General features: G+C 45.2%; 20 protein-coding genes. 6 read left to right on the top strand and 14 right to left on the bottom strand.

Translation table 11 applies throughout. The features are described from left to right. Window positions 1-9: 9 nt before the first annotated feature. Window positions 10-1023: an AEC family transporter gene (locus tag HNP76_RS07665; protein WP_184659156.1), complete on the bottom strand. Its 1014-nt coding sequence runs from the start codon at window positions 1021-1023 to the stop codon at window positions 10-12. Window positions 1024-1142: 119 nt separating this feature from the next. On the opposite strand from HNP76_RS07665, the gene argS reads away from it, so the two are divergent. Genes argS through HNP76_RS07650 form a run of 3 tightly spaced genes read left to right on the top strand, consistent with a single transcriptional unit; the run spans window position 1143 to window position 3777 of the window. After that, a complete protein-coding gene (gene argS / locus HNP76_RS07660; RefSeq protein ID WP_184659154.1) occupies window positions 1143-2972 on the top strand; it encodes an arginine--tRNA ligase in 1830 nt (609 codons plus the stop codon). A 49-nt stretch (window positions 2973-3021) separates the two neighbouring features. Beyond that, window positions 3022-3612, top strand: a complete 591-nt coding sequence (gene yfcE, locus HNP76_RS07655) for a phosphodiesterase (protein ID WP_184659152.1) — start codon at window positions 3022-3024, stop codon at window positions 3610-3612. 24 nt (window positions 3613-3636) lie between these two features. After that, a complete protein-coding gene (locus tag HNP76_RS07650) occupies window positions 3637-3777 on the top strand; it encodes a hypothetical protein (RefSeq protein WP_184659150.1) in 141 nt (46 codons plus the stop codon). Between the two features lie 128 nt (window positions 3778-3905). Here the strand turns inward: HNP76_RS07650 and HNP76_RS07645 are convergent, their stop codons facing one another. The 12 genes from HNP76_RS07645 to purE all read right to left on the bottom strand — a co-directional run bounded on the left by HNP76_RS07645 (window position 3906) and on the right by purE (window position 18117). Continuing rightward, the gene (locus HNP76_RS07645) at window positions 3906-4607 is read right to left on the bottom strand and encodes a GTP pyrophosphokinase (protein WP_246462629.1); all 702 of its coding nucleotides are present in this window, start codon (window positions 4605-4607) and stop codon (window positions 3906-3908) included. Between the two features lie 121 nt (window positions 4608-4728). Further along, the gene (cimA, locus tag HNP76_RS07640; RefSeq protein WP_184659148.1) at window positions 4729-6324 is read right to left on the bottom strand and encodes a citramalate synthase; all 1596 of its coding nucleotides are present in this window, start codon (window positions 6322-6324) and stop codon (window positions 4729-4731) included. Between the two features lie 126 nt (window positions 6325-6450). Continuing rightward, the gene (gene queD / locus HNP76_RS07635) at window positions 6451-6837 is read right to left on the bottom strand and encodes a 6-carboxytetrahydropterin synthase QueD (protein WP_184659146.1); all 387 of its coding nucleotides are present in this window, start codon (window positions 6835-6837) and stop codon (window positions 6451-6453) included. Window positions 6838-7126: 289 nt separating this feature from the next. Continuing rightward, complete coding sequence (locus HNP76_RS07630; protein ID WP_184659144.1) at window positions 7127-7561, bottom strand: response regulator; 435 nt, start codon at window positions 7559-7561, stop codon at window positions 7127-7129. A gap of 14 nt (window positions 7562-7575) precedes the next feature. Further along, a complete protein-coding gene (locus tag HNP76_RS07625) occupies window positions 7576-8061 on the bottom strand; it encodes a chemotaxis protein CheX (RefSeq protein WP_184659142.1) in 486 nt (161 codons plus the stop codon). Window positions 8062-8085: 24 nt separating this feature from the next. Continuing rightward, the gene (locus HNP76_RS07620) at window positions 8086-9483 is read right to left on the bottom strand and encodes a CheR family methyltransferase (RefSeq protein WP_184659140.1); all 1398 of its coding nucleotides are present in this window, start codon (window positions 9481-9483) and stop codon (window positions 8086-8088) included. 11 nt (window positions 9484-9494) lie between these two features. After that, window positions 9495-11894: a chemotaxis protein CheA gene (locus tag HNP76_RS07615; RefSeq protein WP_184659138.1), complete on the bottom strand. Its 2400-nt coding sequence runs from the start codon at window positions 11892-11894 to the stop codon at window positions 9495-9497. 132 nt (window positions 11895-12026) lie between these two features. Then, a complete protein-coding gene (purN, locus tag HNP76_RS07610) occupies window positions 12027-12650 on the bottom strand; it encodes a phosphoribosylglycinamide formyltransferase (RefSeq protein WP_184659137.1) in 624 nt (207 codons plus the stop codon). 4 nt (window positions 12651-12654) lie between these two features. After that, window positions 12655-14955, bottom strand: a complete 2301-nt coding sequence (locus HNP76_RS07605; protein ID WP_184659135.1) for an adenylate/guanylate cyclase domain-containing protein — start codon at window positions 14953-14955, stop codon at window positions 12655-12657. Between the two features lie 26 nt (window positions 14956-14981). Further along, complete coding sequence (purM, locus tag HNP76_RS07600) at window positions 14982-16073, bottom strand: phosphoribosylformylglycinamidine cyclo-ligase (protein ID WP_184659133.1); 1092 nt, start codon at window positions 16071-16073, stop codon at window positions 14982-14984. Window positions 16074-16114: 41 nt separating this feature from the next. Continuing rightward, window positions 16115-17581, bottom strand: coding sequence for an amidophosphoribosyltransferase (purF, locus tag HNP76_RS07595; RefSeq protein ID WP_184659131.1), 1467 nt, complete (start codon window positions 17579-17581; stop codon window positions 16115-16117). Window positions 17582-17619: 38 nt separating this feature from the next. Continuing rightward, on the bottom strand, window positions 17620-18117 hold the full coding sequence (purE, locus tag HNP76_RS07590; protein WP_184659129.1) for a 5-(carboxyamino)imidazole ribonucleotide mutase: 498 nt from the start codon (window positions 18115-18117) through the stop codon (window positions 17620-17622). Window positions 18118-18208: 91 nt separating this feature from the next. Here purE and nudC point away from each other — a divergent pair, with 91 nt between their 5' ends. From nudC to HNP76_RS07575, 3 genes are all read left to right on the top strand, one after another. After that, window positions 18209-19048 carry an NAD(+) diphosphatase gene (gene nudC / locus HNP76_RS07585; protein ID WP_246462631.1) on the top strand — a complete coding sequence of 280 codons (840 nt, stop codon included), beginning with the start codon at window positions 18209-18211 and terminating at the stop codon, window positions 19046-19048. 71 nt (window positions 19049-19119) lie between these two features. Then, window positions 19120-19467: a NusG domain II-containing protein gene (locus HNP76_RS07580; protein ID WP_184659127.1), complete on the top strand. Its 348-nt coding sequence runs from the start codon at window positions 19120-19122 to the stop codon at window positions 19465-19467. Further along, complete coding sequence (locus HNP76_RS07575) at window positions 19451-20434, top strand: Gx transporter family protein (protein WP_184659125.1); 984 nt, start codon at window positions 19451-19453, stop codon at window positions 20432-20434. Before HNP76_RS07580 ends, HNP76_RS07575 begins: the two co-directional genes overlap by 17 nt. 8 nt (window positions 20435-20442) lie before the next feature. Here HNP76_RS07575 and HNP76_RS07570 read toward each other — a convergent pair whose 3' ends face one another. Beyond that, complete coding sequence (locus HNP76_RS07570) at window positions 20443-21489, bottom strand: FAD:protein FMN transferase (protein WP_184659123.1); 1047 nt, start codon at window positions 21487-21489, stop codon at window positions 20443-20445. Between the last annotated feature and the right edge of the window lie 86 nt (window positions 21490-21575).

The raw sequence follows: 21575 nt of genomic DNA, 5'->3' as shown, positions 1-21575 counted from the left end.
AGTGTAGTTTCAATTAGGGAGAAGGCCCAGCTGAGCGCAGGTAAAGATGATTGCAAAAAGAGAAAATGCGCTGACCAGAGTAGTCCAGACAACAAGCTGACCGGCAAGTTCCGCATCACTTCCCATTTCGGCAGTCATTGGAACCGTTGAAACAGCAAGAGGCGTGCCGAATAGGGCTATCAGGGCCGGAAATTCAAGGGAACGGAAGCCAAGTGCATAGGCCGCTGAAAGACAGACCAGGGGACAGATGACGGTTCTTGCAATAACACCGGCAATAATTTTGTATTTGAGCCGGGCAACCGCACTGAAAGTGAAATTACCGCCCAAAGCCAGAAGAGCGACGGGACTTGCGGACTGAGCCAACATGGAAATGGTCTTGTAAATAAAAGGAAGATTCTGTTTGATTGTAAAATATTTGCTTCCGTCCGGTGCCACAGGAATGATGTAGCGGACAGAAAGGCAGACGATACCAGAAAAAACGCCAAGAATCAGGGGATTTGTAGCGATTTTTTTGAGAACGGAAAGCAGACTGACTTTTTTGCCATTTTCGCTGACAAAAAGTGAAAGGGCAATTATCGCAAGCACGTTGAAAGTCGGAATTGAGACCGAAGAAAGGATTGAAGCCGCAACCACAGGTCTTGCATCCCCGGAAGAAATGGACATGGCCAGAGAAATTCCGATAATCGCATAATTTGAGCGGAAAGTACACTGAACCATAACGGCCTTCTGCCTGTCATCACGAACCGTAAGCCTGACAATAAAAACAGACAGAAAAAAGAAAAGCAAAGTTGAAAGAATTGCAAAGAGACTGATGGCACCGTACTGGGTGATTTCAAAAAGATTCTCCACATTGTAAACGTTGAAAAACAAAAGACATGGAAGACAGCAGCGGAAGCAAAGTTTGTTGAGCAGAGGGAAAAATTTCTCGTCAAGAAGACGGATTCTCTTCAAAAAATAACCGACCGCAATTATAAGTACAATCGGCAAAACCGCATTCAAAGTAAAAAACAGATTCGAGAGCAAAGTAAAACTCCTTGGCAGGGATTGTAAAGGAAAATCAGAAAAAAATCAGCATGGGAAAGAAAATAAGGACATGAGAATTCGTCTTGCTAGCCCTCACTTTTTTCTATAAAATAGACCTCATGGCAGACACAAAATCACAATTCAAATCACTTATCGCAGACGCAGTTAACGAAATCATAAAAGAAAAGAATCTCGAAGCAGAAGCTGTCGCAGCAGAAAAAATCGTCGTTCAGCCTTCTCCAAATCCTGAAATGGGCGACATCGGATCCCCAATGTTCATGTTCGCAAAAGCCCTCCGAATCGCTCCGCCTCAGATTGCACAGGAAGTTCTTGCAAAAATCGGAAGCAAGGCAGCTGAATTGGGCGAAGTTCTTGCAGTAGGCCCTTATGTAAACCTCAAAATGGACAAGGCCGGAGCTGTAAAATCAATCCTCTCAAAAATCGAAAGCGAAGGCGAATCTTTCGGAACTCTCGACAACGACGGAAAGCCACACCTGGCCGGAAGCAAAATCATGATTGAGTTCTCTTCCCCAAACACAAACAAGCCTCTTCACCTGGGACACATGCGAAACGATGCCCTCGGTGAATCAGTTTCACGCATTCTCAAAAAAGCAGGTGCCGAAGTCTGCAAGGTTGACCTCATCAATAACCGCGGAATCCACATCTGTAAGTCAATGCTGGCATACAAGCTCTTCCACGAGGCAAAGGGCGACACACCGGAAAACCTGGGAATGAAGGGAGACCACTTTGTAGGTCAGTGCTATGTTGAGTTCGACCGCTACTTGAAGGGCGAAAAGGACAAACCTGAGACAGCTCACCCTGAGGCACAGGAAATGGCCGAAGAAATGCTTCGAAAATGGGAAGCAGGCGATGAGGAAACCCGAAAGCTCTGGCAGACAATGAACGACTGGACTTTCAACGGCGTAAAAGAAACTTACGACCGCACGGGAGTCAGCTTCGACAAATTCTACTTTGAAAGCGAAACCTATCTCAAAGGAAAGGACGAAATTCAGAAAGGATTGGAAAAAGGCGTATTCTTCAAGGCAGAGGACGGAAGCGTTCGCGTTGACGTAACAGAGGTTGTCGGAAAAGGCAGAGACGGCGAAGACCACGAAAAGGTTTTGCTTAGAAAAGACGGAACATCAGTTTACATCACACAGGATATCGGAACTGCAATCAGCCGCCACGACGACTGGGCTTTCAACGAGCTGGTTTATGTCGTTGCAACCGAGCAGAACTTCCACTTCAAAGTCCTCTTCTACATCCTCAAAAAACTCGGCTTCGACTGGTCGAATAAGCTCTATCACCTCGCTTACGGCCTGGTAAACCTTCCGAACGGCCGAATGAAGAGCCGCGAAGGCACAGTCGTTGACGCAGACGATTTGATTGACTCGCTCCACGCAGACGCACTCAAAGCAATCAAAGAAAAAGGCCGCGAAGAAGAAGTAGGAAACGCAGACGAGGTGGCAGAAAAAGTCGCACTCGCCGCCCTCCACTACTATCTCCTTCAGGTCAGCCCGATAAAAGACATGGTTTTCAATCCGGAAGAATCATTGAGCTTCAACGGAAACACAGGCCCATATTTGCAGTACATGGGAGCACGAATCGCTTCAATCCTGCGAAAGGCCGCAGACGAAGGAACAAGCCCGGCAAGTCCTGAGAACGCAGCAAAACTTCTCAAAGCAGGCGAAGAATGGGATCTGGTAAAACGCCTTGGCGAGTACCCGGAGACCATAGCAAGAGCCGCAACAGCCAAAGACTCGTCAATCATGGCAAACTACATCTACGACATCGCAAAACTCTTCTCAAAATTCTACCAGCAGTGCCCGATTATGAGCGCAGAGACAAAAGAGCTCAAAGAAGCCCGCCTCGCACTCGCAAAGGCAACGCTCAGAGTGCTCAAAGAAGCAATGGGTCTGGTTCTCGTTCCATATTTGGACCGCATGTAGCGTAAAAAAGTCATAATGCCCCAGCAGGGGCATTTTTTTTGGAGTAGATATGAAATTCTTGATTTTATCAGACATTCACGGAAGCGCGCTCTGCCTGCAAACGGCCCTCGACACTTTTGAAAAAGACTGTGATGCAATCATCCTCTGCGGTGACTACCTCAATCACGGCCCCAGGAATCCCCTTCCCGAAGGCTGGGACACAAAAAAAACAGCAGAGCTTTTAAACGCACGCAAGGAAAAAATCATCTGCGTGCGCGGAAACTGCGACTCAGAAGTAGACCAGATGATGCTGAACTTCCCCTGCCTGAACGCCTACACAAGTCTAGCCCTTCCCGCCCCAAACGGAATCCGCCGGATTTTCATCCATCACGGCCACCTCTACACACGCGAAGAACTTTCCTCATGGCTCCCCAAAGGCACAATAGTCCTCTCAGGCCACACCCATGTCACACTAATGGAAGAAGAAAACGGCCTCTACTACTTCAACCCCGGTTCAATCTCCCTCCCCAAATGCGAAGAAGGTAAGACATGCGGCATACTGGAAATTGAGGGAGAAAAGGTGAAAATTGAACTTTATACGATTGAAGGGAAATTGCTGAAAAGCCACGAAATTACAGCAGGCGTTGCGGGCGGCGTCTGAGCCCGCAGAAAGGGGTGCGGCACAATGACTTCAGAGCACAGCTCTTCGGAGACTCACTCAAAACCTGTCTCACAGGTTTTGCCGGCTAACGCCGTCGTTCCCTATGTGACGCAGGGGAAAGACCTTTCCCCTTTTTCCTACCCAGACCTTCAGAACCTGAATTAAATCAAGCCGATAAATCCAAAAAGCGGCCGGAAGCGAGGTTGCGACAAAAACACGCTTGAACTTGTTCACCGCGTGTTTTGTGGCGCGTTCTCGCTGGAAGACCGCTTTTTGTTTTATCACGTTAATCCTTAATCCAGATTCTGAAGCTCGATCGCGATTTCTTCCATCTCCCTGTCCGTCATCGCAATCGTCTCTGCCACGCGGAAAAGCTCCCTTCTCACGCTTTCAGGCACATTCGTGTTCGTCTTGTAATGAAGTTCATGCTCCAGACAGGCCCAAAAATCCATTGCAATAGTACGCAGCTGAATCTCAACCTTAACATTATGAGTAGCCTGTGAAAGATAAACCGGAACCTCAATCACCAGGTGCAGGCTTCGGTAGCCGGACTCCTTCGGATTTTTGATGTAGTCCTTTTCTTCGAGAAGGGTGATGTCCGGCTGCTTTAAGAGCATATCGCGGACGGAATAAATGTCGGAAATATACGGGCAGATTACACGCACGCCCGCAATATCGTGAAGATTTTCGACCATTGACTCAAATGTAACAGGTAAATTCCGCTTTTCAAGCTTACCCGCAATGCTCTGCGGCGATTTTACGCGGGATTTTACAGTTTCGATTGGATTCCGCCGGCCGGAAACCTTGTTTTCTTTATTAAGAATGTCTAACTTCGTCTCTATCTGCTTGATAGCGCTCTCGTAAACCATCATAATCTGCTGGAACTCGAACGCCATTTTATAAAAATTATCAGGACTGCTGAGCAAATCCTGTTTTACAGCTATAGGAAGCTCCCTGTCAGGAACAGCTTCATAAGCAAGTGCATCTATATTCAAAATAAGGCCTCTAAAATTCTTTTTAAATATAAACAAAAGATAATAAAAAAAGTTTCAAGCGGCAAGAAAAAAAAGGGACAATGAGCGGAGAGCCCACTGTCCCGAATTTTCACGGATTTTATTACATCAATTTTCCGAATTTTCGCTCCAAGTCCTTAATCAGCTTGTACTCAAACGAATCCACAAGCGCGATATATGAAGCTTCGATTACGTCGCTTGAAACGCCCATCGTTGCCCAGTGCTCATCGCCGTCGCTGGACTCAATCAAAACGCGAACCCGGCTGGCCGTTGCTCCCTTTCCGTCAAGGACACGGACTTTATAGTCAGTAAGGTGTATCTGAGCCACATTCGGATAGAACTGCTCCAAAGCCTTTCGCATGGCAACGTCAAGAGCATTTACAGGACCGTCACCGTCACCGGCAGTCACGACGACCTTTCCATCAACATCAATCTTAAACTGGGCGAATGCGCTCTGATCATCGGCAAAGCGAGGGAACTCACCGCTGGTCTTGTAATAATGAAGATTGTAGAATGGCTGGTACTTTCCGATGGCTTTTCGGACAAGAATCTCAAAGCTTGCGTCCGCACCCTCAAACTGATAGCCCTGATGCTCCAGTTCCTTAACCCGGTTGACAATTTCAGCGACAATCGGACTTGATTTTGTAAGGGTTTTATCGAATTTCTGAACTTTTTCGACAATCATACTCTTGCCGGCAACCTCACTCATGAGGAAGACGCGCTCATTTCCGACGCTCTCCGGAGTGACATGCTCGTAGGCAAAAGGATTTTTAATGACCGCATCGATGTGCATTCCGGCCTTGTGGGCAAAGGCACTCGAACCGACATAAGGCATTCCGGCCTCAAGGGCAATGTTCGTAATCTCAGCAACCCTCTTACAGATTGGAGTAAGGTTCTGCATGTTTTCAGCAGGAATACAAGAGCAGTCCATTTTGAGCTGTAAGTCAGCAATAATAGAAGAAAGATTTGCGTTTCCAGTGCGCTCACCAAATCCGAGCAAAACGCCCTGAACGTGAGTCGCCCCAGCCTCAACCGCAAGCAAAGAGTTTGCGACCGCACAGCCAGAATCATTGTGGGTATGTACGCCAATCGCGGCAATTTTTCCAAATCGGGCTGTCACATCTTTTGTCATGTTGTAGCACTGCATCGGGAGCATGCCACCTTTTGTCTCACACAGACACAAAATCTTTGCCCCGCCACTGGCAGCAGCCTCAAGACATTTCATCGCATATTCGGCATTTTCGTTATAGCCGGTAAAGAAGTGCTCGGCATCAAAAATAACTTCCTTTTTATGGGCAACCAGAAACTCGACCGTCTCACGAATCATCTCAAGGTTTTCTTCGAGAGTAGCATGAATGATGTCCGTAACCTGAAAATCCCAGGTTTTTCCAAAAATACAGACGACATCAGTGTCAGCGGCCAGAAGGCTCTGCAAATTGGCATCCTCTGCGCACTTAATTCCCTTGCGGCGGGTTGAACCGAAAGCGACAATCTTGGAATGCTCAAGCTTAAGTTTTTTTGCCTCAGCGAAAAATTCCATGTCTTTTGGGTTCGAACCTGGATTTCCAGCCTCAATATAGCTCACGCCAAGTTCATCAAGAGCCTTAACGATATTAATTTTATCCTGTACCGAGTAAGAAATGCCCTCGCCCTGAGAACCATCCCGTAAAGTAGAATCAAGAATCGAAATCTCTTTCATAAAAATCTCCATGGGGCTACGGCTGACGCCGTCGAGCTTTGCGTGGTTCCGCTTACCGCTTCATTCTTCCACTCCCTTACGGTCGTTTCAGAACGGCTGACGCCGCCACTCCAATCTCTAGCCCGCTTAATCAGGCAGATATCGTGCCCTATTATTATCCGTCTCAAAGACATCAATTGCGTATAAATACGCGCTCTCGCCATCTGTTTTCTTTAAACCTGGAATCAATTCGATAATTCCTTCATAGATGTACATTGCGATTCGCTCCGCACTTGGATTCTGCTCAAAAAAAGCGATGTCGTTCAAATTTGTGTGGTCAATTTTATCACAAACAGCCTTTAATGCCTTTTTCAGCTCCGTAAAATCAAGGAGCATTCCGCCCTCGTCGAGATTTTTTCCCTGAACATGGGCATAAACCTTGTAATTGTGGCCGTGCAGGTTCTCGCACTTTCCGTGATAATCACGCAAAAAGTGAGCCGCCGCAAAATCAGCCTTAACACGAACTTGAAACATGCCAAAGATTATATCAGAATCCAAAAAAAAATACTATAAAGCAAGGCAGCTAAGACAAACAAAAAAAAAGCATTATAGAATTTCTGGAAAAACTGTTTGAAATATAAAAAAAACGCGCAGCGAATAAAACACTTGCTATATGTTTTAATGCTACGCGCTGAGAGAAAAAATGTAAAAACAAAATTCGAGCGGTCAAAGCAGGATTTAAGCACAGCCCTGACCATTCAAGTTTAGGATTTTATCAAACCCTAAATCAAAGCCAGAATATTTTGTATTCCGGATTTACAGACTATTTGAGAGCAGCAGAAATTCGCTCAAGAACCTTTTTGCGGTCAAGAGGTTTTACGATGTAGTTCTTTGCACCGAGAAGAAGTGATTTTTTAACCAATTCCTCTTTACCAAGAGCTGAAACCATGACAACGCGGGCATTTTTGTCGAATGCAACAATCTGCTCAAGAGCTGTGATACCGTCCATGCGAGGCATAGTAATATCCATTGTTACCAAATCGATATTCGGGCACAACTCTTTATATTTATCAACGCCGTCTTTACCGTCAACAGCTGTAGCTACGACCTCATAACCTTCACTTGTGAGAATCTGACCAAGCTGTTTAGCAACGAACATTGAGTCGTCGACAACGAGCACTCGGATTTTTGAGCCGTCAGCATTCATGCCCTCTGGCGGACGCTCGTTAATTGAAGGAAAATCCTGTTTTGTTTTCATTTTAGCACTCCTTATTATACGCGTTCGCGAATTGCGACGTTAACTTCAATTTTACCACACTCAGTGATGAGAGGAACGATGAGAGCCTCTACACTGTTTGTATTACCGCCACCAAGAGCAGCAATTTCCATCTTTTCACCAGCAAAAAGAGCCGGTGGAGTAAGGTCAAATTTGAATCCAAGCTCGTGCAATTTTGTAACTGCCTGAGCTGTGATGAGGTTAGCAAGCTCACTGATTGTAGCTTTTGCAAGCTCATCAAATTTTGTGAGAGTCTCACCGTTCATTGCAGAAGCAATGTTCAAAGCTGTCTCAAAAGTCATGTCAAAAAGAACACGACCTTCAACATCACCAGCAAGACCTACGAGGGCAGCAACACCCATTACAGGCATTGCGGTAGATTTGAGATACAAATCACCGCGTGTAACGGTTGCACCACCAAGCACTTCTTTCAAAATCTGATATGAAGTTTCTACAAATGGATTAATGTACTCTACTCTCATGAGTTTTTACTCCTTTATTATTGGCTATTTCTTTCCAAAAATAGTTATTGTTCCAACTTTTGTTGTTGACCACTTTGGATTCTCTTCAAGAGATTCATTCTGACCAAGCATAACAACGCCGTTTCCCTTGAGTTTTTCATAGAACTCAGAAACAATAGTCTGCTGACTAGGCTCTGGCAAGAACGATAGTACATCCCTAGCGAAGATTATATCGCAAGTTGGCAAGTTATTGGTGTTTGCGCAGTCGTGATATTCAAACAAAATACTATCGCGAATCTCAGGAATAAATGTGAAATCCCCGTTAGCTTTTTTTGTAATATACGGTGCGTACCAATCATTGGCAACATCGGCAGGAACTGCAAGCAAAGGTGCGTTAGAGATACTGAGCAAATCAACTTCATGAGCATAGATTCTCACTTTTGCTTCAGGATAACGCTTTCGAAGAATACAGGCCAAAGAATAAGTTTCGCAACCCTTTCCACAACCCGGATTCCAAACGACAATCTGTTTTGCGGTATTGTCAGGCAAAGCCTTAAATACTGAATCAGCATAGGCTTTATCCCACCAAGAACCATTGAAAGGTGAGAAGAACTTTTTAAGGAAAATATCTGCATCAGCTGGTGTCTGAAGCTGTGTTTTTCCCTTTCCACGCTCTCCTTCCCATTCCTTGTAACGAACCTGCATCCATTTGTCGTTAAGCATGGAAGCAGTGAATTTTCGCATTGAAGCCAAAGAATCAACTACGAAGGAATAATCAACCCGCTCTTCCTTTTTTGGAGCCGGAGCAGCCTGTTTTTTTGCAGCTCCAGCAGGAGATGCAGCTACCCTTGCAGCCATTTCCTTCATGACAGCATCTTCGGAAGCCTTGTTATCAGCCTTTGAACCGAAAATTTTATCAATATCAAGAAGAACGTAAAGGCGGTTGTTTACCTCAACTACACCCTGAATGTATTTGATGTTAATGTCACCAAACAAAGGATGCGGAGGGTTGATTGTTGATTTTTGAATTCCGACTACCTTGTCGATTTCATCAACTACGATACCAAAAGTGAGCTCACCGATTGAGACAATAAGCATATTCTCAAGGGCATCATACTCACGCTCCGGCATATCGATGTTGAAGAACAATCGCAAGTCAATAATCGGAATAATATCACCACGAAGGTTATAAACACCAAGGACAAATGGCAAAGCGTTCGGAACATAAGTGAAGCGACCTGCCTTTGCAATTTCCTTGACCTTCATAATATCAATAGCATAATCCTTGCCAGCAAGAGAGAATGTGACCATTTTATAGTCAACGACAACCATGTTGTCCTGTTTTGGAGTCTCTGCAGCATCAGCACCTGCGATATTCTGAATATTACCCAAGCTCTCTTTAAGAACGGAGTTGATAGAAGGCTTTTCTGTTGTATTTTCCATGAATCTTCTCCTTAGTCCTCTATGCTGTTTTCCTGGCGGGCCTGAATTTCCTGGCGGACGCCAAGTTCAAGCAACTGAGTGACATCAATAATAAGTGAAACAGAACCGTCTCCCAAAATTGAAGCACCGGAAATTCCAGGTGACTGTGTAAACTGATCGCGCAAAGGTTTGATTACGACATCTTCCTCGCCGATAAGGTTGTCAACCATGACACCAATTTTCTTGTCCTGAGAACCTACGATTACGACGAAGCAATAGTCACCGTCCTCGTTGGTACGGATATTGAAGAGCCGGCTCAAGCGAAGAACACTGATTACTTCGTTTCGGACATTCAATACCTCGTGGTTGTCGATTGTGTTGATTTCAGATTTTTTAACACGAACACTCTCGATAACCGATGCGATTGGAATTGAATAAACTTCGCGGCCAACACGAACCAGCAAGCCCTGAATGATAGCCAATGTAAGCGGCAGGCGGATAGAGAACTTAGAGCCCTTACCGTGCTCACTTGTTACCTGAATCGTACCGTTGAGCTTTTCAATCATCGTTTTAACGACATCGAGACCTACGCCACGACCAGAAACGTTGGTAATCTTTTCGGCAGTCGAGAAGCCCGGCAAGAAAATAAGCTGAGCTGCTTCCTGGTCGGAAAGAACTTTGCTTGGATGAATGAGGCCCTTATCAATAGCCTTCTTTTTAACCTTTTCAGCATTGATTCCGCCGCCATCATCAACTACATCGATTACGATGCTGTTGCCTTCGTTGGCAGCCTTGAGGAGAACTGTACCAGTCTCGTTTTTGCCCGCATTTTTGCGGACTTCCGGAGATTCAATACCGTGGTCAACAGAGTTTCGGACACAGTGCATGATCGGATCCATGAGGTCGTCAACTACAGTCTTATCAAGTTCTGTGTCTTCACCTTCAAGAATCAAATTAACCTTTTTGCCCAAATCCTTCTGCAAATCGCGGACGACACGAGGGAAGCGGTCGAAAACCTGACTGATAGGAACCATTCGGATTTTCATGATGCCTTCCTGCAGCTCGCCTGTGATACGGCCCAGGTTCTGGGTAGAAGAATGGAATTTGGAATTCAAATCCTTGAAACGATTTTCGAAAGCATCGAAGAATGTAGCGATGTCGCCGAAATCGTTTGTAATGTTTGCCTTGATGTCCTTAACAGCAACTCCGTTCTGAATTTCTTCGAGATACTGAGGGAGCTGCTCGAACATGCGGCGGATCTTTTCTTTGTAAGAAGAATCGAGATTCTGGAACTGAATGAGCATGTCCGCAAACTGCTGCTGGCTCTGGTTGAAAGAAGCCTTTGTGATGACAGTCTCAGAAACGAGGTTCATGAGGTTGTCAACTCGCTTTGAGTCTACGCGGAGGATAGTGCTCTGCTGTGCGTGTCCTGTAGCAGGAGCTGTTTTGGCAGCCGGTTTTGGAGCTTCTTTTTTTGGAGCATCTGCGGCCGGTGCGGCAGCGGCTGGCTGAGGTGCAGGCTCTGCTGCTTTTGGAGCCTCGGCAACAGGAGCCGGCTGTGGAGCGGCAGGAGCCGGAGCCGGAGCTGCGGCTGCAACTTCTGAAGCACCAGAATCACTTGCGACAGCGTTATCAAGATTCTGTGCATCAACACTCAATGTAACATCATCGAGGAAAGCAGTATCTTCCAGCTGTTCAGCAGTATTATTAGTAGCAACAAAATATACTACGTCTTTATGGAATTCGTCCTCATAAAGGGCATCGAAATCTGGAATGGTTTTGAGGACTGTACCACATGCCTTGAGGGCAGCAAATACCTGAATACCGCCAACGGAATTCATAGGGTTGCTTTCATCAAATGTAACGGTTACAGACCAAAGCTGCTGACCAGGCTCACAGCCCTGCTTGAGCTCAACAAGCTCATACTCTGAAAGATTGACCGTTGGAGCACTTCCAGAAGAAGCTGGCGCCGGAGCAGGAGATGCTGCAGGAGCCGCCTTTGGAGCAGATGCCGCAGCTTTGGGTTGTCCGCCACCACCAGCAATCATTCCACGGATTTTTTCAGTAATTTCATCTACGCTTTCGCCATATACGGAACCATTTTTGCGCTCCTCAAGCATGGCTTTGATGACATCAAGAGCAGTCAAAAGCGTATCAACAATATCTTCTGTAACTTTAATTTTGTCAGAACGTACTTCGTCGAGCAAATCTTCCATGGTGTGTGCAAAATGTGCAATCTCACTGAATTCAACAGTTGCTGAATTGCCTTTGAGAGTATGTGCCGCACGGAAGATTTCATCGATAGCGTCATGGTTATTAGGATCGTTCTCGATTGCAAGAATATTGCTCTCGAGGTTGTCGACCATCATTTCAGACTCAGAGAAGTAGTCCTTTAACAATTCTTCGTTAGTCGCGTCAAGATAATCACTCATATATTCTATTTTAACAGTTAGTTTTCCAAAGTCAAGTAAAAAAGAAAGATTATTTTAATATTATGGAAGCAATTTTCTTTTCTACATCCAATAATCCATAATTGACAGAAAAAAGACTATTTTCAGCAATGACTAGGCGAGCATTTTAGCGAGCAGACATACGCCTTCAACCATCGCTTTATGCTCTTCCGGGGCAATTCGGGCATAAAGAGAATCAGGTGTATCATCTGGGAGAACAGGAACCTTTTTTTGAACAAGAATTTTGCCGGTATCACAGCCAGAATCCACGAGATGAACAGTGCAGCCGCTTTCTTTTTCGCCAGCCGCAAGAACTGCCTCATGAACATTGTGGCCCCACATTCCTACCCCGCCGAATTTTGGCAGAAGGGCCGGATGAAGATTGATGATTTTACCGGAATATTCCCCGATGATTTTACCACCAAGAACAGAAAGATAACCCGCAAGAACGATTGCATCAATTTCGTACTCACGGCACAAATCCAGAATCGCATCGCTGATTGCGATTCGTTTCTCATCACGGGAAGCCGACTGTGCCTTTTCTTTTCCGAGAACAGAAAAAGGACTCCTAACCTCAACAGGAATTCCCGCATTTTTAGCCCGTTCCAAAGCATAAGCATTCTTAGTGTTAGAAATAACGAGCTTGATCCGATAGGGGCAGTCGGCATGAGAGTTCTGATAATCAATTAAAGCCTGAAGATTTGTGCCACCGCCACTTACTAAAACAGTGATATTCATTCCCCTATTCTACCATATTTAACTGTTTTATAGAATACCTCGCAATCTTATCATTTGGCCGGCCTTCAGCAAGCTTAAGAAAAATTGCAAGAGCCTTAGACTTTTCACCCTTTTCAGCCAGGGCTACGGCCTGATTCCAGTAGTTGGCATAGTTCCAGAGCTTGTCATCATCAGCAGCAAGGGAATCGAGAACCTCGCAGACAGGCTGGGGATTTTCATCGTCAAAGCTGCAAATATTACGCAAAATGTAGTCATTTTTTACGGAATCAGCAGTATTTTCATCAATAATTATACCAGAAGCCTCTATTTTTGCACTAAAATTCTTCAATTCAAGGGCATTTTTCCATGATGAGTCTGCAATCCGGTAAGATTTTCTGGAATCAGAACCCATGCAGGCACAAAAAGCCTGGCCAGACCAGATTCCCACATCAGTTTGAATCTTTATGCAATTGTGGTCCAGAATGAAAAAAGCCGTGTACAAATCATCATTCATTCCATCTGGCTTAGGAAATTTTGAGAAATTTCTTATTTCCGAATTCATTACTTCATCAAGATTTTTCATCTCACGGGCCGCATTTACGGCAGAATCGCAGTGCTTTTCATCAAAAACAGGAGCCCCGAAGACAGAAATAAGCTGGTCATCCCGGTAAGACTCAATAATTCCATCGAATTTCAGGCTTGCAGAAGAAATTTTTTCGAAGTAATAGTTCATGAAAGCCACAAACTGACCTTCATTGAGCAGGGATTTCAGGGAATCAAGGGCACGAATTGAAGAAGAAAGCAGGGAAAGCTCAATTTTTTCGCCGGAAATCATGGATTCAAAAGGATGAGCTTTAATTTTCTTCAATAATACTGGCGGAAGCGGCTGGGAAAAAGCCTGAGAAAGAGCAAGAGATTTTTCCTTTGACTCTTTAAATTGCCGCTGGTTCAAAAGGATGGCGAGGATAAGTCCTGATGCAAGGGGAACAGAAAGTCCGGTAAAAAGAGAAAACTGAATAAGGACAAAAATGACTGCAGCCAAGAGGAAAAGAATAGAAAAAAGGGAGAATGCAATCATCAGAAGATTTTTCCTGATTCTATAGGCGGCAAAGGCAAAAAGAAGGCAGAAAATCAGGGCAAGGGCAAGTGAAATCAACTTCGGGCAGAAAAAGATAAAATCCCTGGCAAGAACCATGTTCATAAGCACATAGGATAAAAGGGATGCCGGAAAATGCCGGTCAAAAGGCGTGGAAATAAAATCAGTCTGGGAATCAGAGCAAATAGCAAAAAGGCAGAAGGAATTCTGAATCGAATCAGAAAGTTTTACGCGCAGAGTCTCAATTTCTGAAAAAAGCTTGCGGCAGGAATCAAAGGACTCCTTGATGGAATTAAGGTTTTCCTCGCTGCTGCTGGCTTCGCAAAGGGCACGCTCCTGATTTCCAGAAAGAAAAGCCGACATCAGCACAAAAAACTTCTTTTTATAGAAGATATATTCGTTTTCGTTGCGGGAATTTCTGGCTCTGAGGGCGGAATTCAGGACATCGAGGGGACTTTCGGACTTAAGCTCACAGAAAAAGCCCTGGGCAGACATAGAAGTCAGTTTTTCCTTGAGTTCATTTTCAAGCATGTAGAGCTTGTAGAATTTGAAAAATGGGACATTATCGTAGTCTTTCCATGATTTTCCGGGATATTTTAAAAGAACCGAGCCGTCAGAGAGGCGCCTAATTTTTAATGAGGTCAAGGAAGAACCGTCACGCAGGGAAAGATTTTTCAAGAGCAGGGCCGAGTCAGAAAGGCTGATCATGGGAGAGCCTGTCAGAGCGAGTACCTGAGAAAAAGCCTGATTTGCGTAATATTTTCCCTCTTTTTTGGCGACTAAATGGCATGAATATGGAAGATTTTTGGAATTGATGTTCTTAAAGGCAGGGGGAGTTTTTGTATCGGCACCCGAAAGGTCTTTTGAAGGGAAAACGATTTTAAAATTCATCAGGGGAGCTTTTTTTTCGACTCCGGCCTTAACTTTTTCAACCATGGAATCGATGTAAACGAAGGAATTTTTGTCATCAGCATCAAAAAGGACGTCCTTACAGCCAAGCTCACGGGCAAGAATACGGATATTTTCTTTGGATTGAGCTGAAAGAGGGTCAAAATCATCCATAAAATCAGAATCTGAAAGGGGAACAAGGACAAGAGGAAGCGATGGCTTGCGCTCCGGCATAAATTTCTGTAAATAAAGGGAGATTTTTTGATCTGAACTGGTAAAGAATAATAAAGAAGAAATTCCGACAGCAAAGATTAGAGAGAAAACGTAGAAAACTTTTTTCATACTTTATTGTCGGAATTTCTCAGTTTTTATATAAGTTTTGTTGCCTCGTGGCTGCCCTTGAGGTCGTCACCGAGGTCTTTTGTTGCAGCTTCTACATGACCGATTTTGTAAGCCTTGAGTGGTGTGGCACCGGCCTTTTTGTATGGCTCTGTCTCAAAAGCTGCGGCCTTTTCGTTGAAGCGGGCGACGATTGCGTCTGCATCGCTTGCCTTTACAGCGAGGATGAAGCCGATACCCATGTTGAATGTGCCCCAGACTCCTTCTGAATCTGCCCCCCGCCGGATAAGCTCATCAAAGATTGCAGGCTTTGGCCATGAATCCTTTTTGATTACAGAAACAAGGTTCTTGCCCTTTGCGTACATGCGAGGAACGTTTTCGTAGAAACCGCCGCCTGTGATGTGAACCATGCCGTGGATGCTGTCACCGAATGCTCCGAGAACGTCCATTACCGGGCGAACGTAAATGCGGGTTGGTGTAAGGAGAACTTCACCGATTGTCTTGCCCTCGAATGGTGTGTCGAAATCAGAAACAAGCTTGCGTACCAGAGAGAAGCCGTTTGAGTGACAGCCTGTTGAAGAAAGACCGATGAGAACGTCACCAGCCTCGATTTTTGTGCCGGTAATCATCTTTTCTTTTTCGCCAACGCCAACGCCGAAACCAGCGAGGTCGTATTTGCCTTCGTCATAGAAGCCAGGCATTTCAGCAGTTTCACCGCCGAGAAGGGCACAGCCAGTGTCAACACAGCCGTCTGCAACGCCCTTTACAAGCTCGCCTGCAACTTTTGCATCAAGCTTGCCGCATGCAACGTAGTCAAGGAAGAAAGAAGTCTGAACGCCTGAGCAGAGAATGTCATTTACGCTCATGGCAACACAGTCAATGCCGACTGTATCATATTTTTTAAGCTGGAAAGCAATGTCAAGTTTTGTACCGACACCGTCAGTTCCAGAAACCATTACAGGATTTTTAAGTCCTTTTGGAATCTCGAACATGCCGTTGAAACTGCCCAAATCAGTGAGCAGGCCCGGAATTCGGGTTCTTTTTGCATGAACTTTGTACTCGTTGACGGCATTATAGCCTTCTTCAACATCAACGCCAGAATCTTTGTAATTTACTGCCATTTTTTACTCCAAAAGGAAATTTGATTGCCTATTATATCAGATTATTCATTCTCCGGGCAAGCGATTGGATATTCACCAGTGAAGCAGCCCTTGCAGAAACCGTAGCTTTCAGGATTGACTCCCCTGCATGCTTCCATTAAGCCCTCCGGCGAAAGGAAAGCAAGGGAATCGGCTCCAATCATCTTGCGGATTGCCTCAGTGTCATACTGGGCGGAAATCAGCTCGCTGCGTTTCGGGGTGTTGATTCCAAAGTAGCATGGGAATTTTACAGGAGGCGAAGAAATGCGGAAATGGACTTCGGTTGCCCCTGCCCGCCTCAAAATCTGTACCAGGCGCTTTGACGTTGTGCCGCGGACGATTGAGTCGTCGATGATAATGACCCGCTTGCCTTTGACATCGCATGGAACCGCATTGAGCTTTACGAAAACCATGTTTTCACGCTCTTTTTGAGTCGGGGCGATGAAGGTGCGGCCGATATATTTGTTCTTGATGATTCCTGTAGCGTAAGGAATGCCTGATTCTTTTGCATAGCCTACAGCAGCTCCCAAACCGCTGTCTGGAACTCCAACAACGACATCGGCGGCAACTCCGCTTTCACGAGCAAGCTGGGCTCCAAGTGCATAGCGGGCCTGCTGAACAGGGATTCCGTCGATTACACTGTCAGGGCGGGCAAAATATACATATTCGAAAATACAAGTGCGTTTTGAAGTGCGTTCTCCGAATTCAAAGGAAAGAACGCCATCGTCATTTATGATTACGATTTCACCAGGATTGATGTCGCGAACAAAAGTGCCGTTGACGGCGTCGATTGCACAGGACTCGCTTGCTAAAATCCAGCCTTTTTCAGTCTGTCCAAGGCAGAGTGGGCGGATTCCGTTAGGATCACGGGCACCAATCAGGCATTTGTCGGTCATGACTGTGAGGGCAAAAGAGCCTTTTATCATCTGGATTGTATCGGTAAGGGCTCGCTCCAGGCCTTTTTTGTATGAGCGGGCAATCAGTTTGACAATAACCTCAGTGTCACTGCTTGACTGGAAGGTACAGCCTGCGTCCTCAAGCATTTCACGAAGCTGCTCGTAATTTGTGAGCTGACCGTTGTGGGCTACGGCAATAGTACCGAGCTTTGAAGTCTGAACCATAGGCTGGGCGTTTTCAATAGTACAGCTGCCAGCCGTGGCATATCGGACATGGCCTACAGCAAGACGGCCCTTGAGATTTTCAAGATGCTCAGACTTGAAGACTTCGGAAACAGCACCCATGCCTTTGTGAACCCGCATTTCACTTCCGTCACTGACAGCGATACCGGCACTGTCCTGACCGCGGTGCTGAAGGGCATACAAGGCGTAATAAACCTGCTGAACAGCATTAAAGTGCTTTGCTGAATAGGGCTCCTGAACTTCCTTTCCGTTTGAATCGGTTGAAGTTTTTGAAGCCTGAAAAATTCCGACTACACCGCACTCATCATGAAATTTGTCATCTTCTGAATCAAAAAAATCTTTGTCACTCATAAGATATTTTCCTGTTTTTCGCAAATGCAAACAATAACCTAAAGTTCTACATCAAGACCGCTTGCAGCTGCATCGTCAGCAAGTTTTTTGCGGAATGCAAGAAGCTTTTCTTTAAGTTCCGGATATTTAATAGAAAGAATCTGAACGGCAAGATATGCCGCATTTTTAGAAGAATTGATTCCGACGGTAGCAACAGGAATCTGAGGAGGCATCTGTACTATAGAAAGAAGTGCATCCATTCCGCCCAATCCGTTTGATTTTCCAGGATTTACACATTCAAGAGGAACACCGATTACAGGCAAAGTAGTAGCACCTGCGATTACTCCCGGAAGAGCCGCAGCAAGGCCTGCACCTGCGATAATGACCTCACAGCCGTCTTTTTCAACCTGCTTGACTGTTTCGTGAAGAAGAGCTCCGGCACGATGAGCCGAAAGGATGTATGCCTTATAATCAACGCCGAATTCGCGGAGAACGTCGGCAGCCTTTTTCATTGTCTCTGTGTCAGATTTTGAACCGAAGAAAATAGCAACTTTCATAGATACCTCGTGAAAAGAGAATAGCATAAAACAAAAAAATAGTGAATTAAAAAGACTTTCTTTTTTGAAACTTCGGGCTTATAATAATCTTATGCCGATGATTTCTAATCAGATGAACGTATTCTGCGAGATTCACTTTGTTTTCAGGGGTAATTCCATCATTTTACAGGGAGAATCTTTGCCTGATGATGCAGTCGTTCGCAAATGTTTCGAAATGAACGTTGCCGAAGACTGGTTCGCTGAACTTGAATATGGATATTCTGCACTGCTTCTCGAAAAGGACACCCCAAATCCAGCGGGTTGCACTGATATCCCCCTGCGCGATTTTTTCCATAAAATGCAGGGCATCGAAAGAATCAACGACTTTATAAGCATAACCGACGAAACAAAAAATATTTCCGGAGCTGAGCTTGCAGGTCTTGCCGCCAGAGCGCGTGGGCTTTTAAATTTCAAGCAGGACAAAAGATTCTGCTCAAAATGCGGTGCCCCTTTAATCGACGACCTCTATTTCACGGCCCGCACATGCAGCCACTGTAAAAAACAGTTTTTTCCTCAGCTCGAACCGGCAATCATCACGCTGATAAACAAGGGCGATGAAATCCTTCTTGCCCGCCACAAAAAGCGAAATGACGGAGTTTATTCATGCATTGCAGGCTTCGTCGAAATGGGCGAGACAATCGAAAATGCCGTCCACCGTGAAGTCCTTGAGGAAACCGGCATTAAAGTCAAGAATATCCGCTACGTCGGAAGCCAGTCATGGCCTTTCCCGGACCAGCTCATGCTCGCCTTCCGTGCCGAATACGAAAGCGGCGAGATTAAAATTCAGGAAGAAGAATTAACTGAAGCCCGCTGGTTTAAGTGGAACAAACTTCCAAAGGTTCCAGGCCCCGGAAGCGTCGCCTACAATCTCATTCACGGCTGCTTCGAATAAGATTCTGAATCGAAGTTCTGCCCCTGATTTTCCCATAGGCAGAAAAAGAGCAAGTCTGTATAATTCTTTTCATGAAACGTCTTCGTCCGCTGGATTTTGCATTTATTTTTCTATTTACAGCCCTCGGCGCCTTTCTTACGGCCAAAAATCTTTTCCGCAGGGGAGCAAAAGTCCATGTCCGCGCTGACGACAGTGAATATGAGTATTCTGCAAAGGCAAACGGCATTTACAAGGTTCAGGGAGCAATAGGAATCACGACATTCGAAATCAAGGATGGTAGAATCCGCATAATCGACTCTCCCTGCCCCAACAAAATCTGCGTGCATCAGGGCTGGGATTCACCCCTTGTCTGCCTTCCCAACAATGTAATCATCACTCTGGAAGATGAAGAAGGAGAATTCGATGCCCTCACAAAATAAAAAAACTGTAGCCTATTTTGCAGCCCTTACCCTTCTTTTTTCCTACATCGAAATGATTCTTCCGAGGACAGTCCCATTTTTCAGGCTGGGTCTTGGAAACATAGCGGTCTTAATGGCCCTGAAAATTCCATTCGCCCCCTTTGCCCTTCTCTGCCTGATTAAAGCGATTGCGGCCTCCCTCATGAGCGGAACCCTATTTTCGCCCTTTTTCATTATTTCCCTGGCCCAGAGCATTTCAAGCGGCATTTTCATGTACCTGCTTTCTGGCCTTAACCGCAAAAGCGGTGAAAAATTACTTTCAGTCTACGGAATTTCAGTTTTCGGAGCCGGAATAAGCGCCCTGGTCCAGATTTTATGCTGCGCCCTTTATCTTGGAAGCGGAACTTTTGCCTTATTCGGCCCCATACTGATTTTCAATACGGCAAGCGGCATCCTCACGGCCTTTTTCAGCTTAAAATTCCAGGATTCAGAAAAAACATCTTTTGCTAAAATCGACATCGAGCAAGCAGTTGAAAGTCAGAATCAAAAGTCGGCATTCCTTCAGATTCTTCTTGCCCTGGCAATTCTTTTTGCAGCCGCTTCCATTTTTTTCATAAAGAACATAGCCATTCTTGCAACCGCCCTTGTCTTAAGCCTTGCCGCACAAAAATTCTGCAAGCGAAAGATCCTCCTTCTTCCCCACATTTCACTCTGGATTTTCATACTGATTTCTACAATTCTCGTGCCGGAGGGAAAAGTCCTTTTCAAAATATGGAACGTTTCCGTAACTGAGGGAGCCTTCGTAAGTGCCCTTCAAAAATCCCTGAGACTTTCGGCTGTCAGTGCCTTAAGCCAGTGCGCGGTTTCACTCCGCCCGCCAAAAGATTCAATCCTGGCCCTGACCCTGCTTTACTATAAGGGCATGAGCGACAAATTCATAAAGGCCAAGGGAAACATTTTTCAGAGGGCAAAGGAAAGCCTGAACTGAAGAGGATTTCAGTCTTCCACCAGGGTAACCTTTTCAAACGGGAAAATAAGCTTTATATAGGAAGAAAGTCCTTTAGAATAAAGAATTTCACGCTCTTTAGTAATCAATATAAAATCAAAATCGCCCAGGGACTTCCAAAAATCAAGGGCGGCATTCCTTCCCATGACAAAAAGCGAAGTGCTGAGGGCGTCGGCATAGATTCCTTTCGGGCAGACTATCGTAACGCTATCCAAATCACTTTCGGCAGGCCTTCCGCTTCTGGGGTCAAAAATATGGATGTAAGTCTTTCCGTCCTCGCCAGTGAAAAAACGCTCATAACCGCCGCTGGTAACAACGGCTTTTGACTCGATTTTAAGGGCACAGGCGACTTTTTCCGTGTCCCAGGGACATTTTACCCCGACAGTCCAGAGGGAGCCGTCCGGCTTTTTTCCAAGAGCCTGAATATTTCCGCCCAAGTCCAGTAACGCTGATTTTATTCCATGCTCAGCAAGAACTTTTACTGCCATGTCAGCCGCATATCCCTTGGCAATAGCTCCGAAATCAATCTGCATCCCCTCTTCTGCAAAAACTGAGACCGGCATTTCTGCTGATTCTGATGGAAGCATTGAAATTTTTGAAAAATCCGTCAGCAAAAGAAGCTGATCTATGCGTTTCTGCTCAGGGATTTTGTATTCTTCGCTGGTAAAGCCCCATTCCCGTATCAGGGGATAAAGAGCCGGATTGAAAAGGCCCTGAGTTTTCCCGTACATAATTGATGAAAAATCAAGAAGTTCCTGAACAGGCTTGTGGGCCAAAGTCGCTTTGAGAGATGAATGGTTGATTTTATAGACATCACTTTCCTCGATTGTAGTTGAAAGAATCCTCTCAAGATTCAGTATCTCTTCTTTTACGGCAGAACAGGCTTTCTCTCCCTTATTTGCATTTGACGAAAAGACCTGCACGGTCATATATGTGTTCATCGAATTGAAAGTATCGAAGGATTTACTCTGCCTGCATGAAGAAAGAAAGACAGAAAAAAGCATAAAACTCAAAGAAGAGGCAAGAAACTTTTTCATATACAAAAAATTAGCAAAAGATAAGTTATTTTTCAATAATTTTAAATAATTTTCAAAGAAAGTAATTGACATATTACATATATTAG

Source organism: Treponema ruminis (assembly GCF_014201975.1).
GTDB lineage: Bacteria > Spirochaetota > Spirochaetia > Treponematales > Treponemataceae > Treponema_D > Treponema_D ruminis.
This window is presented reverse-complemented; position numbering and strand designations above follow the sequence as displayed.

Excerpts from the sequence above, each read along its gene's own strand:
- HNP76_RS07620 (WP_184659140.1), bottom strand. The coding sequence starts at position 9,483 with ATGGAAAATACAACAGAAAAGCCTTCTATCAACTCCGTTCTTAAAGAG.
- cimA (WP_184659148.1), bottom strand. The coding sequence starts at position 6,324 with ATGAAAGAGATTTCGATTCTTGATTCTACTTTACGGGATGGTTCTCAG.
- purF (WP_184659131.1), bottom strand. The coding sequence starts at position 17,581 with ATGAGTGACAAAGATTTTTTTGATTCAGAAGATGACAAATTTCATGAT.
- HNP76_RS07630 (WP_184659144.1), bottom strand. The coding sequence starts at position 7,561 with ATGAAAACAAAACAGGATTTTCCTTCAATTAACGAGCGTCCGCCAGAG.
- purN (WP_184659137.1), bottom strand. The coding sequence starts at position 12,650 with ATGAATATCACTGTTTTAGTAAGTGGCGGTGGCACAAATCTTCAGGCT.
- HNP76_RS07575 (WP_184659125.1), top strand. The coding sequence starts at position 19,451 with ATGCCCTCACAAAATAAAAAAACTGTAGCCTATTTTGCAGCCCTTACC.
- queD (WP_184659146.1), bottom strand. The coding sequence starts at position 6,837 with ATGTTTCAAGTTCGTGTTAAGGCTGATTTTGCGGCGGCTCACTTTTTG.
- HNP76_RS07570 (WP_184659123.1), bottom strand. The coding sequence starts at position 21,489 with ATGAAAAAGTTTCTTGCCTCTTCTTTGAGTTTTATGCTTTTTTCTGTC.
- HNP76_RS07615 (WP_184659138.1), bottom strand. The coding sequence starts at position 11,894 with ATGAGTGATTATCTTGACGCGACTAACGAAGAATTGTTAAAGGACTAC.
- argS (WP_184659154.1), top strand. The coding sequence starts at position 1,143 with ATGGCAGACACAAAATCACAATTCAAATCACTTATCGCAGACGCAGTT.
- purM (WP_184659133.1), bottom strand. The coding sequence starts at position 16,073 with ATGGCAGTAAATTACAAAGATTCTGGCGTTGATGTTGAAGAAGGCTAT.
- HNP76_RS07625 (WP_184659142.1), bottom strand. The coding sequence starts at position 8,061 with ATGAGAGTAGAGTACATTAATCCATTTGTAGAAACTTCATATCAGATT.
- yfcE (WP_184659152.1), top strand. The coding sequence starts at position 3,022 with ATGAAATTCTTGATTTTATCAGACATTCACGGAAGCGCGCTCTGCCTG.
- HNP76_RS07605 (WP_184659135.1), bottom strand. The coding sequence starts at position 14,955 with ATGAAAAAAGTTTTCTACGTTTTCTCTCTAATCTTTGCTGTCGGAATT.
- HNP76_RS07580 (WP_184659127.1), top strand. The coding sequence starts at position 19,120 with ATGAAACGTCTTCGTCCGCTGGATTTTGCATTTATTTTTCTATTTACA.
- nudC (WP_246462631.1), top strand. The coding sequence starts at position 18,209 with ATGCCGATGATTTCTAATCAGATGAACGTATTCTGCGAGATTCACTTT.
- HNP76_RS07650 (WP_184659150.1), top strand. The coding sequence starts at position 3,637 with ATGACTTCAGAGCACAGCTCTTCGGAGACTCACTCAAAACCTGTCTCA.
- purE (WP_184659129.1), bottom strand. The coding sequence starts at position 18,117 with ATGAAAGTTGCTATTTTCTTCGGTTCAAAATCTGACACAGAGACAATG.